The sequence below is a fragment of the Domibacillus tundrae genome (assembly GCF_000970675.1).
GTDB lineage: Bacteria > Bacillota > Bacilli > Bacillales > Domibacillaceae > Domibacillus > Domibacillus tundrae.
Genome location: NZ_LAJA01000001.1, coordinates 539,191 through 553,413, shown reverse-complemented (window position 1 = coordinate 553,413; position 14,223 = coordinate 539,191). Strand labels below are relative to the sequence as shown.

Sequence of the window (14,223 nt, the reverse complement as noted above, 5' to 3'; positions counted from 1 at the left end):
CATATTGACATAAAAAAAGCCGCCTCTTTTTCTCGAGACGGCCCGCTTTATTGCTGTTCTTCTTTGTACTGGGCATCGAATTTTTTCAACCCTTTTGAATCGACTTTATCAATCGCTGTCGCGCACAGTTCCAATGCTTTGCTATAGTCCGCCTGGCGAAAAGCGATTTCTGCTTCATTTAGTTTCGGTTCAATATTCGGATGCGTCCGGCGATACCGGTTGCCAAATTGAATCATTCGTTCAGCCAGCGCGACTTGATCAATCAGCTCATCTGTTTTATTCGCAAGGTGCCCAATCGATCCGTTAGCTGCATCGAGCTTTTCCTGCACCGCTTTCATGTTCAATGGCTTTTCATTTAAATATGCGTTCGTTTCTTGAATACGCACCCGGGCATCTTCACTCATCTCCCGGTAGTAGTCCGGAACACCCGGTAAGTTGCTCTGTTTTACTTTTCGTGTAATTTGCTGCAATCGGTTTCGAAGCGTGTGCAGCTCTTCGGTCGCTTCCACTTCATCTTTTCGAAGCGTTTGAAGAAAAGCCGCAAATCCTTTTTGCTCTTTTGTCAGCTCTGCGATACGGGCTTGAATTTCTTTTAATTCATCGTGAAGGAATGAATAAGCCGTTTTTTCATCTTGAATGCGGCCGTGCAAAATTTCATACTGCTTTTCAAGATGATAAATTTCTTCCTTTAACCTTTTTGGCACATCTGATTCTTCACCGTCGAGCTGATAGCTTTGTTTAACGAGATCGGTTTCTTCCATTAGTTCATCGTTATGGCCACTGATTCCTTCAATGACTGTACCTGTTTCTCCTTCATCTTTTAACACGTGATGCTTTGCCATTACTTCTTTTTCAAGCAGATCATAGAAAAAGTCAATGCTGTCTTTTGCATCAGATACAATCAATTCTGTTTCCGCCACTTCCGTTTTCACAAGAAAATCACGGCATCGGTCCAAATCTTCTTTCAAGTCAGTCACTTCTTTTTCAATTTGCAAATGATCCAATAAATAGCCGTCCTGCTTCATTTCTTTGTAGCCATTTTCAATTTCAGATAACTGCGCCGGGAGTGTATGATTTACTTCTGTCATTAACGCCGGAATGCGAGCCATTTTATGCTCCATAACATCCATTTCCGTCTGAATTTCCATCAAGAGCTCACGTGCTTCAAGGTAGTTTCCGTCTTCCGTTAAATCCGCAAATTTTTCAAAGCGGCCGGTGATGACATCCAGCTGCACTTCAAGAACGGGCGCTGCTTTACCAAACGTATGACGGTGAGCAAGAAGACGCTTTTTCGCTTCACGCTGGCGTGCATGCATATCTTCGCCTTCTGCGCGATTTTTTTCTTCACTGCCAACGAGCTGTTGAAGCTCAGATAAAATGTCGTTTACTTTTTTTTCGATTTGGCTGAGGCGGCTTTCGATCTCCTTATTTGTTTTTTTTGCAGCACCAAATCGAAATTTGTCGACCTGGTCTTCCGAAGCGAACAATTTTTCGTCCACGGCCGGGATATCAACCGTTACGACTTCATCCCATTCGGCCCGCCACCTGTCAAACAAAGCCTCTGTCTGGCCTGTCATGTTAAGGCGTTTTACTTTAGCCAGTTCTTCATGGACTGGGCGATGAAGCAGTTCTGTTTTTTTCATGTCAAGCTGATCGATTTCAGTTGCATTTCTTTTTCTGCTCACCATTGTGTAAATAGAAAAAATAAGTACGACAATGATCGCTCCAATGACGAATTCCACCATCATAAGCCCCCTCGTAACAATGAATAAATAGTATGTATAGAAAGAAAACGCCTCATTGCGCCCTCTCGTTCAATTGCGTATAATTTCACTAATATTAATAATAGCATGATTGTTCATATTTTTGATGGGAACTTACGTTTTTTCAAGCAGTTTTCGCAAAAAAATGTCAAATTCATTGCTTTTTTCAAAGAAAAAGGAGTTTTTTCGTATGCTGAGAGACGGACATATTCATACATTGTACTGCCCGCACGGCTCAAATGATTTATTAGAACAGTATATTGAACGTGCGATCACGCTTGGGTTTTCTGAAATTACGTTCACAGAACATGCGCCGCTTCCAGGCCACTTCATCGACCCTGCGCCTGCCCGAGACAGCTCAATGCGAAAAGCAGATCTTGAAAAGTATATAAAAGAGGTGGAAACTGCTAAAAAACAGTATGCTTCTTCTTTAAAAATCAATACAGGTCTGGAGGTTGATTTTATTTCCGGATTTGAAGAAGAAACAACTCAGTTTTTAACGGAATACGGTTCTTCTTTAGATGATGCTATTTTATCCGTTCACTTTCTTCCGATAAATGGCCAATTTGTTTGTATTGATTTCAGCGAAGAAGAATTTGGACGAATCATAAATGAAGCCGGATCAATTGAATTTGTTTACAAGTTATACTATGATACCGTTTTACAGTCGATTCAAACAGATCTCGGCGCATTTAAGCCGTCCCGGATCGGACATATGACACTCGTTCATAAATTTCAGCACATGTTTCCATGCACGGAGCCGTTCGATCTGCACATAGAACGCATTCTGCAGGCAGTAAAACACGCGGGCTATTCACTGGATTATAATGGAGCCGGTTTTGTCAAGCCGCTATGCCGGGAAACGTACCCGCCTGCTCACATTGCCCGTACTGCTCATTCACTCGGTATCCCGCTCGTTTACGGATCCGATGCACACGCGGCCGCCGGTATCGGGCAAGGATTAGAACAAATTGATCGTACTCTAATAGAAGGAAGTGTATAAGCATGTTTCAAACTGCCGCTTATTCTGGCACAAAAACAGAACAATATTCCCTTGTAAACAAGCAATTAGAGGCGCTGCTTGCTGGTGAAACAAATCAAATCACTAATTTAAGCAACGCGTCTGCTCTGCTCGGCCAATTTCTCCCCCGTATTAATTGGGCAGGCTTTTATCTAAATGATGGCAAAGAACTTGTTCTTGGTCCCTTTCAAGGATTACCAGCCTGTGTGCGCATTCCGTTTGGAAAAGGCGTATGCGGCACGGCTGCTGCCGAGCGCAAAACGATGCGTATTGAAGATGTCCACGCTTTTCCTGGCCATATCGCCTGCGATGCCGCCTCCCGCTCCGAAATTGTTGTCCCGTTAATGAAAAATGGGGAATTACTTGGCGTTCTGGATATTGACAGCCCCGAAACAAACCGTTTTGACGAAGAAGATGAAAAAGGGCTTGTCCACTTTGCTGAAACACTGGTCCGCTTTTTATAATAAAAGGTTGACAGCAATTTTCACGCGTTATATACTATTCTTTGTGTAAAATAAATGCAGCCTATGTGTACGCTGTTTAGATGTCATTTTGTTTCTTTATCCGGCATGATCCGGAAAAGGGGCATCGTGTAACCCGTTGCTGCAGGGCGATGGTGCATGAAAACAAAATGTGCTGATAGTTTGTCACACCGGTTTTTATTTTACAACAAAATAAAAACACAGAGGAGGAGTCATTCAATGGCTCGTTACACAGGTCCAAGCTGGAAATTATCCCGCCGTCTCGGCATTTCACTTAGCGGTACAGGTAAAGAAATCGAAAAACGCCCTTACGCTCCAGGTCCACACGGTCCGAATCAGCGTAAAAAAATGTCTGAATATGGACAACAACTTCAAGAAAAACAAAAACTTCGTCACATGTACGGCGTGACTGAACGTCAATTCCGTAACTTGTTTGACCGCGCTGGTAAACTAAAAGGCGTATACGGTGAAAACTTCATGGTTCTTCTTGAATCACGTCTTGATAACCTTGTATACCGTTTAGGTCTTGCCCGCACTCGCCGTCAGGCTCGTCAGCTTGTTAACCATGGTCACATCACTGTTAATGGAAAACGTCTTGACATTCCATCATACCAAGTGAAAATTGGTCAAACAATTGGCGTTCGCGAAAAATCAAACAACTTTGCTATCATCAAAGAAGCAGTTGAAGTAAACAACTTCGTACCCGACTACTTGACTTTTGATGCTGACAAACTTGAAGGCTCGTTCACTCGTCTTCCTGAGCGTTCTGAATTGCCAGCAGAAATTAACGAAGCGCTTATCGTTGAGTTCTACTCACGTTAATTCAATCGCTTTGTAGATTCATTTTTAAAAACCCACAAAACATTGTTATATCAATGTTTTGTGGGTTTTTTTATTTCTTTTCTGCTTTGTAGAATTTGAATGAATGATCGGGCGCCCTTAATCGTTAAAAAGAGATTACAATGGACTATTACATTCTAAACTAAAAAAGGCTGTTGAAAAAGCCTTGTGATAGCGGCGTCTTTCAGTATTCCGGAAACTGGATTGTAACCGTTGTCCCTTCGCCTTCTAAACTTTGAAACGTGATTTTTCCATTGTATTTACTCACGATATTATAACAAATCATTAATCCAAGCCCCGTTCCTTTACTTTTCAGCGAGTAAAACGGTGTATCCAACGACTGCATTTCTATTTCCGACATGCCATTCCCGCGATCCATGATTTGAATCTCCACTTTATCTTTTTCCCGCTTTGCATTTACAATAACTGAACATCCTTCTGTAGAAGCTTCTATCGCATTTTTAATAATATTGATACATAGCTGCTTAAACTCCATGCTATTGGCTGCAATTCGACAGCCCTCTTCCACATATAATTCAATTTTGTTATCATTCATCAATCCGTAAGAAGCAAGCAGACTCGCGACACTTTGGAGGTTTTCTTTTAGATGCACTTCTTCGACTACTGCTTCTTTATTCGGTTTTGAGACGGCTAAAAATTGAGAAATTACTTCCTCTGCCATGTCGAGTTCATTGATCATTAAAGAAAAATGCTTTTTTGCATGGTGATCATAAGCAGAATCTTGCTCATATAACTGCAAAAATCCTTTGACAACTGTTACTGGATTTCTGATTTCATTCGCGAAAGCCGCTGCCAGCTGTCCTGCTGTTTTAATGCGTTCAGACTCCTGCACTTCTTTATAATAAGCCTGCTGTTTCTGCATTCGGACATAGGTTAAATAGTACAAAATACACAAAAGGATCTGAACGCCTAAAAAGTTAATGAAATGTCCGATCCAATCCTCGTAAAAAAAGGGATACAGCTTTTCCTGCTTTGTTAGACTAATATATACGAACGCGGAGCTGACAGCTGTACTGTTCAGAAAAATAGCATAATAAAAAAGTTTTGAATCAAAAAATAAAATGGAAATAACCGGAATAAGGCAGATATAAATAAAGGTAGACCATGTTTCCGGATATAAATAGAACAGTGTATAAAAGTAGGCTGCCGCTCCAGTGATCATGACAATGCGGGTTGCCCGATTATCGAACATTGGATAAAGCACTAAACTTAAAGACAAAATGAAAATCAATCCTGCGTGCAAAAGAAACCCTGTATTCATGTTCCCCAAATAAGAGTCATCCCATAATAAACCCATTAGCATCGCTAATATGACAATGCTAATGGCGAAATAATAAATTTTATCATTGATCTTCGTTAATTCTTTTTCCATTATGACTCCTTACCCTACTGCGCACTCATCTCAATACTGACATGATGTTTAATCATTTATATTTTGCTGGTTATCGTACTGAATTAAAAAGTATTTCTTTTTTCCACGGCGGATCACAGTAAAACGGCTGTCCATTTTATCCTGTTCTGTCAGCATATATGCCGTATCGGTCATTTTTTCACCATTGATTGACACAGCCCCGTTTTGCACGTCTTCACGCGCCTGCCGCTTTGATGGGGAAATTTTCGCCTCTACCAGTAAGTCAACGATGTTGGGAATCTCCCCTTCTACAGTATAGCTTGGAACGTCTTTTAATCCTTGCTCAATTTCAGCAGCTGATAAAGACTTAATATCACCGCTAAACAAAGCTTTTGTAATATTGATGGCCTGATCTAAGGCACCCTGTCCATGGATCAGGCGCGTCATTTCTTCCGCAAGCGCTTTTTGTGCTTTACGTAGATGTGCTTCTTCGTTTACAGATGCTTCTAACGCTTCAATTTCTTCCTTTTCGAGGAACGTAAATATTTTCAAGTACCGAACAACGTCGGCATCAGCCGTGTTAATCCAGAACTGGTAAAATTCATACGGTGACGTTTTCGTAGGATCAAGCCAAACCGCACCGCTTTCTGTTTTCCCAAATTTCGTTCCATCCGATTTCGTCACGAGCGGAATAGTAAAACCAAATGCCTGCTCACCTTCCGGGTTCATTTTCCGGATCATCTCTAAACCGGTCGTAATATTTCCCCATTGGTCACTTCCACCAATTTGCATCCGGCAGTTATGATTTTTGTGCAGGTAGTAAAAGTCCATTGCCTGTAAAATCGTGTAGGCAAATTCCGTGAACGAAATACCACTCTCTAACCGTGATGAAACCGTATCTTTCGCCAGCATATAGTTAACGCCAATGTTTTTTCCGAAATCGCGAAGAAATGTAACAACATCCATCGAGCCGATCCAATCGTAGTTATTGACCAGAACCGCCCCGTTGTCTCCTTCTACCGAGAAAATTTTCTCCAGCTGCGCACGCAGGCCATCGACATTTTTTTGCACCTGCTCCATTGTCTGCAAGGTCCGTTCTTCTTTCTTACCACTCGGATCACCGATTGTCCCAGTCGCTCCACCAACCAAAACAATCGGTTTATGGCCATGATTTTGAAAACGGCGGAGTGTTAAAAACGGCAGCAAATGACCAATATGCATACTGTCCGCTGTCGGGTCTACACCGCAGTACAGGGCGATTTTTTCACTATCCAGCAATTTTTCAATGCCTTCTTCATCCGTCTGCTGATAAACAATGCCTCTCCACTTTAAGTCTTCTAATAATTCCATTTTATCTTCTCCTTTTTAAACAAAAAACGCCCCTGCAATATATGCAGGGACGCTATTTATGCGCGGTACCACCCAAGCTTGAGAAAACATATTCTCCACTCAACACCGGTAACGACGGTGGACGTCAGCCGCTACTAGTTGTTCACGGTGAAAGCTCCTGGAGGTAATTCATCTCACTGTTTGTGCTTTCTTTCACCAGCCGAAAGCTCTCTATATAACAGGGACAGCAGACTACTTATTCCGTTCATCGCTTTGTTTATTAAATATAACTCACATTGTAGCCTGCACGATTCTGTTTGTCAAACGGAAAATTATGTCCACTTATTGCGATTTATATCTATTCATCAAAAAGCTGCTCCGCAATAAACGGAGCAGCGGAGCAAACTTATTAGTCTTCCATTGTCGACAAGTCACCTGTTGGAAGATCAAGTTCCCACGCTTTTAAGACACGGCGCATAATTTTACCAGAGCGCGTTTTCGGAAGCTTGTCACGGAATTCGATTTCCCGCGGCGCAGCATGTGCTGCAAGACCATTCTTTACGAATTGGCGAATTTCTTCTTTTAATTCATCCGACTGCTCGTAGCCATCACGAAGCGCGATAAACGCTTTAATGATTTCACCGCGAACCGGATCCGGTTTTCCGATCACGCCCGCTTCGGCAATCGCCGGGTGCTCAACGAGTTTGCTTTCAACTTCAAATGGACCAACGCGTTCACCAGCGGTCATAATGACATCATCGACACGGCCCTGGAACCAGAAATAGCCATCTTCATCCATATAAGCAGAATCCCCGGAAACGTACCAGTCACCCGGCATAAAGTAAGATTCATACTTTGCTTCGTTGTTCCAAATTGTCGCCATCATGGACGGCCATCCTTTTTTAATGGCCAAATTGCCCATCCGGTTCGGCGGCAGCTCGTTTCCTTGATCATCAACAATCGCCGCTTCCACACCTGGAATCGGCTTGCCCATTGAGCCCGGGCGAATATCCATCGCTGGATAATTACAGATAACCTGTGCACCTGTTTCCGTCATCCACCATGTGTCATGGATGCGAAGATCAAATACTTTTTTACCCCAGCGGACAACTTCAGGATTGAGCGGTTCGCCGACGCTCAAAATATGACGAAGCGATGAAAGATCGAACTTTTTCACAATTTCATCACCAGCCCCCATCAGCATGCGGAATGCTGTCGGTGCGCTGTACCAAACGGTTACTTTATATTCTTCAATTGTGCCATACCACGCTTCCGGACTGAAGCGTCCCCCAACAATGACGTTGGTTGAACCAGTAAGCCAAGGACCAAAGATGCCGTACGCTGTTCCAGTAACCCAGCCAGGATCAGCTGTGCACCAGTATACATCGTTTTCTTGAAGGTCAAGCACCCATTTTGCTGTCTGATACTGCTGAATCATTGCATTATGTACGTGTAAAACCCCTTTAGGCTTGCCAGTTGAACCAGATGTGTAGTGAAGCAGCATTCCGTCATTGCGGTCTACCCATTCAATATCAAATTGATCCGATGCTTCTTTCCATTTCGCCATAAAATCAACGTGTTTATCATCTTCCTCAACACCGTCTGCCACCACAAATACTTTTTCCAGCTTTGGCAAATCAGCAACCGGGATACGCCCCAATAAATCAGGTGTTGTAATGATCATTCGTGCTTCACTGTCCTCAAGACGATCGCGTACAGCGCCTTCCATAAATGCTTCAAATAATGGCCCGACGATTGCACCAGCTTTAATCGCACCAAGCAAGGCAAAATACAATTCTGGCGAGCGCGGCATAAAGATGAAGACGCGGTCCCCTTTTTCCACATTCCCATATTCTTTTAGTACATTAGCCGCTTTGTTCGTATTTGCTTTCATATCCGCGAATGTATATTGTTCATTCCGGTTTGCATCACGATAATAAAGCGCCACTTTATCTTTTCTTTCAGATTCGGCATGACGGTCGATCGCTTCATAAGCCGCATTTACTTTGCCTGTTTCAGCCCAAGAAAAAGCTTTCTCAGTTTCTTTCCAGTCAAAAGAAGAGTACACGTCATCATAACTTGTTAAATTATAATTTCCTTGTATAGCTGATAGCGCTTCCAATTTCATAAACCGATTCCCCCTTATGTATGGTTAATACCCCCCTATTATATAACACTTAAATATTTTTCACAATTTATTCAAAATTAATTTTGTTAAGATTTTATTGATTCTCTGAACATTTAGTGAAAACGCTTTATTTTAAAGGTGATTATGTATAATGTAGGGTATATATGATTATGAAGGTGGTGACCTAATGGAGCATCGTAAAACGTATTATTCGAAAGAAGTGGAAACACCGGCCGGACCACTCATTATTGAAGGTCCAATCCTACCCGAAAAGCTGATGCAATATGAATTTCATGAAGGTCTTGTTGCATTCCGCCAGCCCGAACAGCAGCACGAGGCATTAATCGGCATTGCAAATCTTCCCGAAGGCCGCATCATTATTGCCAGAAGTGGCAGCACTATTGTTGGATACGTTACATTTTTATATCCAGATCCACTTGAACGCTGGTCAGAAGCAAAGCTCGATAATTTAATTGAACTCGGTGCGGTTGAAGTCTCTTCTGAGTACCGGGGAGCGCGTGTCGGCCAGACGATGCTGCGCGTTGCGATGATGGATGATCAAATGGAAGAGTACATTACGATTACAACAGAATATTACTGGCATTGGGATTTAAAAGGAACTGGATTAAACGTTTGGGATTACCGCAAGATTATGGAAAAAATGATGAGTGCGGGCGGGCTTGTCTGGTATGCAACAGATGATCCGGAAATCAGTTCCCATCCGGCAAACTGTTTAATGGTCCGAATCGGTGCGCGAGTAGACCAGGAATCCATTCAGAAATTCGATCAGATTCGTTTTATGAACCGTTTTATGTATTGAGAAAAGGGGGAGCTTACAGGTGATTGTTGAAGAAATAATGAATATTGATATACATACGCTTACACCTGATGATACAATCGCGGCAGCTTTGCAGCTTTGCCGTGACCATAAAATCCGTCATATCCCAATTTTAAACGCTGAAGGGCTGCTCGTCGGACTCGTCACAGACCGGGATATTAAGGATGCAACTCCGTCTATTTTAAAACAGGAAAATGGTGGGGAAGAGTTAAATAAGCCTCTTCGTCTAATTATGGAACCAAACGTTATTACCGGCCACCCACTTGATTTTGTAGAGGATGTTGCGGCAACGTTTTACGAGCATAACATCAGCTGCCTGCCTGTCGTTCAAAATAATGAAGTAATCGGACTGGTGACAGAAACAGATGTTCTTAACACATTCGTTGAATTAACCGGTGTTCATCAGCCTGGTTCCCGGATTGAAATTCGTGTTGAAAACAAAGCCGGCATTTTATTTGATATTTTACAAGTGCTGCGTCACAGACGCGTGAATGTGCAAAGCGTTCTTGTTTATCCGGATCGTGATGCAGAGACGCACAAAGTCATTGTACTGCGCATTCGAACAATGAATCCGGTCGGGGTGATCGATGATTTAAAAAAAGCGGGCCATCAGGTGCTTTGGCCAAATATGCCAGGGGTTTGTACATGAATCACGATGCCGTTTTTGTGCATTCTGATCAACTATTGCGTTACCGCTTTTCAGAAAATCACCCTTTCAACCAATTTCGTCTTACATTAGCGATTGATTTGCTGCGCCAGCTGGGAGCGCTTGATGACAGCCAAATCATTGAACCGCGTATGGCAACAGATAAAGAACTAACGCTTATTCACGACCCTGAATATGTAGAAGCTGTTAAAAAAGCCGGGCATGGTGAATTATCCGAAGCTGCCGGAGAAGGGTATGGCCTTGGCACGGAGGATACACCGATGTTTAAAGACATGCACGAAGCAAGTGCGCTCCTTGTTGGCGGCACGCTGACAGCTGCTGATCAAGTGATGACAGACAAGGCGAACCACGCTATTCATCTTGGAGGCGGGCTGCATCATGGCTTTCGTGGAAAAGCTTCGGGCTTTTGCATTTATAACGACAGCTCTGTAGCCATAAAATACTTGCAGGAAAAATACAATGCCCGTGTTTTGTACGTTGATACAGATGCTCATCATGGTGATGGTGTACAATGGTCATTTTACGACGATCCTGAAGTAGCTACTTATTCTATTCATGAGACAGGCCGGTACCTTTTCCCTGGAACAGGAAACGTAAATGAACGGGGGCACGGTCATGGATATGGGTATTCCTTTAATGTGCCGCTCGATGCTTTTACAGAAGACGAATCGTGGCTGTCTTCTTATGAAACAACGCTCCGTGAAGTCGCTCATTTTTTTAAACCGGATGTCATTTTAACTCAAAATGGGGCAGATGCTCATTACTATGATCCTTTAACCCATTTATCGGCGACCATGAACATTTACAAACGAATTCCCGCACTTGCTCATGAACTTGCTCATGAGTATTGTGACGGCCGTTGGATCGCTGTTGGCGGTGGCGGATATGATATATGGCGTGTTGTGCCGCGTGCCTGGTCCCTTCTTTGGCTGGAGATGAGCGGACAGCAACAATTGACCCAATCATTCCCAAAAGAATGGATCACAAAATGGCAGCCGAAAGCACCTCACCCTCTCCCTTCTTCTTGGACAGATCCAGACGATATGTATCCGGCCATTCCAAGAAAAAGCGAAATTATGGAAAAAAACCAGTTGACAGTCGATAAGCTTCTTTATCCACTTCGTGACCACACAAAATAGCCGGACAAACACAGTTCAATCCTTGGGCTGTGTTTGTCCGGCTTCTTCTGTTAGATTCGGGTCCATAAACGGAAACTTAATCAATAGGGCGGACGTTACACCGCCAATCACAATTAAAAACGAAGCAAAATCAACAAATGACGCAAACCATGAAGTCCCGCTGTTAGAAATAACAGCAAACGCGACAAGTGTTAAACCGACAGCCATTCCGACTGGCGTTAACATGTCCTGCTTTTTCATTGTATGACATTCATCCTCCGCTTTGTATTATGCTTTTGTTGAACCCCGCTTTTCAATACGGTGCGGCAGAACAACAACCAGATTTTCAACTTCTTCTTTATTCATGAGTTTCGTCAATAAGCGCATGGCAACGGCGCCGATATCATACAACGGCTGCGCAACTGCTGTCAGCTGAGGACGTACCATAAGCGACAATTTCGTCGAATCAAAGCTAATCACTTCAAGGTCGTCTGGTATAGTCAAACCGGCATCCTGAGCCCCATGAACGACACCAAATGCCATTTCATCGTTGTAAACGAATACAGCAGTTGGCTGCTCACTTGCTTCATTTAGTTTTTCCCACGCTTCAATGCCAGAGTCATACGTGTAATCACCTTCAACAACAAGCGACTCATCGTAAATGCCCGCTTCTTCAAGAATTTCTTTATAGGCAGCAAGGGCATACTCTGTGCTGATCACATCATGGAACGGACTAGCTACGTAGGCAATACGCTTATGTCCGCCATCAATAAGTGACTGAACAACTTCACGTGCTGCTTCTTTATAATCGATATTCACAGAGGCTATTTTACCTGATTTTTCGACAGATCCCGCGAGCACAACCGGCACTGGTGAGCGGTCAAATTCTTTTACATGCTCATCGTTAATGTGATTGCCCATAAAAATAAGACCGTCAACTTGTTTGCCAAGCATTGTTTGAATCAAGCGCATTTCTTTTTCTTCATTTTGGTCAGAGTTGCTTAAAATAATGTTGTACTTGTACATTGTCGCAATATCTTCAATACCACGCGCAAGCTCCGCATAAAAAATATTCGAGATATCTGGGATAATTAATCCGATCGTTGTCGTTTTTTTGCTGGCAAGACCGCGGGCAACTGCATTTGGACGATAGGCTAAACGCTCAATGACATCATTAACTTTCTTTCTTGTGGCTGGTTTTACATTTGGGTTTCCGTTTACTACGCGCGACACTGTTGCCATCGACACGTTTGCTTCTCTCGCTACATCATAAATCGTAATATTCATTGGGGTAATTGCTCCTTTTCGTTTCTTTCTCTCTATATTAACGAAAAAAGGCTCCTGTGCAAACACAGGAGCCTAAATTTTATGCTTTTACCGGCACGGATTTTAAAATCTCATCGTAAAATTCATCAAATTGTTGTAAATTCATTTGCTGAGCCGCATCTGAAAGGGCAACAGCCGGATCCGGATGAACTTCCGCCATGATGCCATCTGCACCGATCGCGATTCCTGCTTTTGCAGCCGGAAGAAGAAGATCACGGCGTCCTGTTGAATGCGTCACATCGACGAAAACTGGAAGATGTGTTTCTTGCTTCAAGATTGGCACTGCAGTGATGTCAAGCGTATTGCGTGTCGCACGCTCGTATGTGCGAATACCACGCTCGCAAAGGATGACTTGGTCATTTCCTTGGGCAAGAATGTATTCAGCCGCGTTGATAAATTCGTCAATTGTTGCTGCCAAGCCGCGTTTTAAAAGAACAGGCTTTTTCACAGAACCAGCTGCTTTTAATAATTCGAAGTTCTGCATGTTACGCGCACCGATTTGAATGACATCAATATATTCACAAGCTGTTTCAATATCAGCAGGATTGACGATTTCGCTGACAACCGCAAGATCAAATTCGTCTGCTACACGCTTCAAGATTTTCAATCCTTCAAGACCAAGCCCTTGGAAATCGTATGGAGATGTACGCGGCTTGTATGCACCGCCACGGATCATTTTTAGGCCTTTGCCTTTAATTGATTTAGCTACTGCTGCTACTTGCTCGTATGATTCAACGGCACATGGACCGAAAACGAATGTAACGTTGCCATCGCCTACTTTATGGCCGCGGACTGTAACCACTGTATCTTCTTGTTTCTTTTTACGTGAAACGAGAAGAGCTTTCCGGTGGTCATCTTCTTGAAGCTCAAGACCAGCTTTGAAGATTTCTTTAAAAATATGTTCAACAGTGGAACGCTCAAACGGTCCATCGTTTTTTTCTAATAGATTATTTAGCATAGAACGCTCGCGGACTGGATCGTAACGATTGACACCTTGTTTTTCTTTAATGCGCCCGATTTCCTGTACAAGCTCTGCGCGTTCATTAATTAGTTTAAGCAGCTGAACGTTCATTTCGTCCACCTTGCTTCTTATCTGTTCTAATTCTTGGTTGCTCACATTACTCATCCTTCCGCAAGTAGATATTCAAAATTTCCCGGCAATTAAATGGTGAAAAGAGCTATCAACTTCGTATGCGATACATTTCTTTTGGGCTATTACGATTATTATAAATCATCCATTTCGAAAAGTCACGAAAATTTCGCTTTATTTCTTAAACGCTTTTAAGCATTAAAGCGTTTAAGTGCAAAAATGCCCGAACGACTGGCATTCGGGCACTTT

At 42.9% G+C, this 14,223-nt stretch carries 13 protein-coding genes and 1 other annotated feature; of the genes, 6 read left to right on the top strand and 7 right to left on the bottom strand.

The window, feature by feature from the left end:
• Positions 1-47 precede the first annotated feature (47 nt).
• Entirely contained in the window at positions 48-1,748 is a 1,701-nt protein-coding gene (ezrA, locus tag VQ00_RS02830) for a septation ring formation regulator EzrA (RefSeq protein WP_082091441.1), read from the bottom strand.
• Between the two features lie 208 nt (positions 1,749-1,956).
• Here ezrA and hisJ point away from each other — a divergent pair, with 208 nt between their 5' ends.
• From hisJ to rpsD, 3 genes are all read left to right on the top strand, one after another.
• Positions 1,957-2,766 (top strand): histidinol-phosphatase HisJ, encoded by an 810-nt coding sequence (hisJ, locus tag VQ00_RS02825; protein WP_046178928.1) that lies wholly within the window; start codon positions 1,957-1,959, stop codon positions 2,764-2,766.
• Between the two features lie 2 nt (positions 2,767-2,768).
• Positions 2,769-3,248 carry a GAF domain-containing protein gene (locus VQ00_RS02820; RefSeq protein ID WP_046178561.1) on the top strand — a complete coding sequence of 160 codons (480 nt, stop codon included), beginning with the start codon at positions 2,769-2,771 and terminating at the stop codon, positions 3,246-3,248.
• A 237-nt stretch (positions 3,249-3,485) separates the two neighbouring features.
• Positions 3,486-4,088 carry a 30S ribosomal protein S4 gene (gene rpsD / locus VQ00_RS02815; RefSeq protein ID WP_046178560.1) on the top strand — a complete coding sequence of 201 codons (603 nt, stop codon included), beginning with the start codon at positions 3,486-3,488 and terminating at the stop codon, positions 4,086-4,088.
• Positions 4,089-4,290: 202 nt separating this feature from the next.
• Here rpsD and VQ00_RS02810 read toward each other — a convergent pair whose 3' ends face one another.
• The 3 genes from VQ00_RS02810 to acsA all read right to left on the bottom strand — a co-directional run bounded on the left by VQ00_RS02810 (position 4,291) and on the right by acsA (position 8,935).
• Positions 4,291-5,499 carry a sensor histidine kinase gene (locus VQ00_RS02810; RefSeq protein ID WP_046178559.1) on the bottom strand — a complete coding sequence of 403 codons (1,209 nt, stop codon included), beginning with the start codon at positions 5,497-5,499 and terminating at the stop codon, positions 4,291-4,293.
• A gap of 48 nt (positions 5,500-5,547) precedes the next feature.
• On the bottom strand, positions 5,548-6,828 hold the full coding sequence (tyrS, locus tag VQ00_RS02805; RefSeq protein ID WP_046178558.1) for a tyrosine--tRNA ligase: 1,281 nt from the start codon (positions 6,826-6,828) through the stop codon (positions 5,548-5,550).
• Positions 6,829-6,870: 42 nt separating this feature from the next.
• Positions 6,871-7,085, bottom strand: a binding site (T-box leader).
• Between the two features lie 131 nt (positions 7,086-7,216).
• Positions 7,217-8,935 (bottom strand): acetate--CoA ligase, encoded by a 1,719-nt coding sequence (gene acsA, locus VQ00_RS02800; RefSeq protein WP_046178557.1) that lies wholly within the window; start codon positions 8,933-8,935, stop codon positions 7,217-7,219.
• Positions 8,936-9,122: 187 nt separating this feature from the next.
• Between acsA and VQ00_RS02795 the strand changes: the two genes are divergently transcribed.
• Genes VQ00_RS02795 through VQ00_RS02785 form a run of 3 tightly spaced genes read left to right on the top strand, consistent with a single transcriptional unit; the run spans position 9,123 to position 11,579 of the window.
• Positions 9,123-9,755: a GNAT family N-acetyltransferase gene (locus VQ00_RS02795; protein WP_046178556.1), complete on the top strand. Its 633-nt coding sequence runs from the start codon at positions 9,123-9,125 to the stop codon at positions 9,753-9,755.
• A gap of 19 nt (positions 9,756-9,774) precedes the next feature.
• A complete protein-coding gene (locus VQ00_RS02790; protein ID WP_046178555.1) occupies positions 9,775-10,422 on the top strand; it encodes an acetoin utilization AcuB family protein in 648 nt (215 codons plus the stop codon).
• Positions 10,419-11,579 carry an acetoin utilization protein AcuC gene (locus tag VQ00_RS02785; protein ID WP_046178554.1) on the top strand — a complete coding sequence of 387 codons (1,161 nt, stop codon included), beginning with the start codon at positions 10,419-10,421 and terminating at the stop codon, positions 11,577-11,579. Before VQ00_RS02790 ends, VQ00_RS02785 begins: the two co-directional genes overlap by 4 nt.
• Before the next feature lie 15 nt (positions 11,580-11,594).
• Here the strand turns inward: VQ00_RS02785 and VQ00_RS02780 are convergent, their stop codons facing one another.
• The 3 genes from VQ00_RS02780 to VQ00_RS02770 form a co-directional block, all read right to left on the bottom strand.
• Positions 11,595-11,819, bottom strand: a complete 225-nt coding sequence (locus VQ00_RS02780; RefSeq protein ID WP_046178553.1) for a MotA/TolQ/ExbB proton channel family protein — start codon at positions 11,817-11,819, stop codon at positions 11,595-11,597.
• Between the two features lie 27 nt (positions 11,820-11,846).
• Entirely contained in the window at positions 11,847-12,845 is a 999-nt protein-coding gene (gene ccpA, locus VQ00_RS02775; protein ID WP_046178552.1) for a catabolite control protein A, read from the bottom strand.
• A gap of 79 nt (positions 12,846-12,924) precedes the next feature.
• The gene (locus VQ00_RS02770; RefSeq protein ID WP_046178551.1) at positions 12,925-14,001 is read right to left on the bottom strand and encodes a bifunctional 3-deoxy-7-phosphoheptulonate synthase/chorismate mutase; all 1,077 of its coding nucleotides are present in this window, start codon (positions 13,999-14,001) and stop codon (positions 12,925-12,927) included.
• Positions 14,002-14,223: the final 222 nt, after the last annotated feature.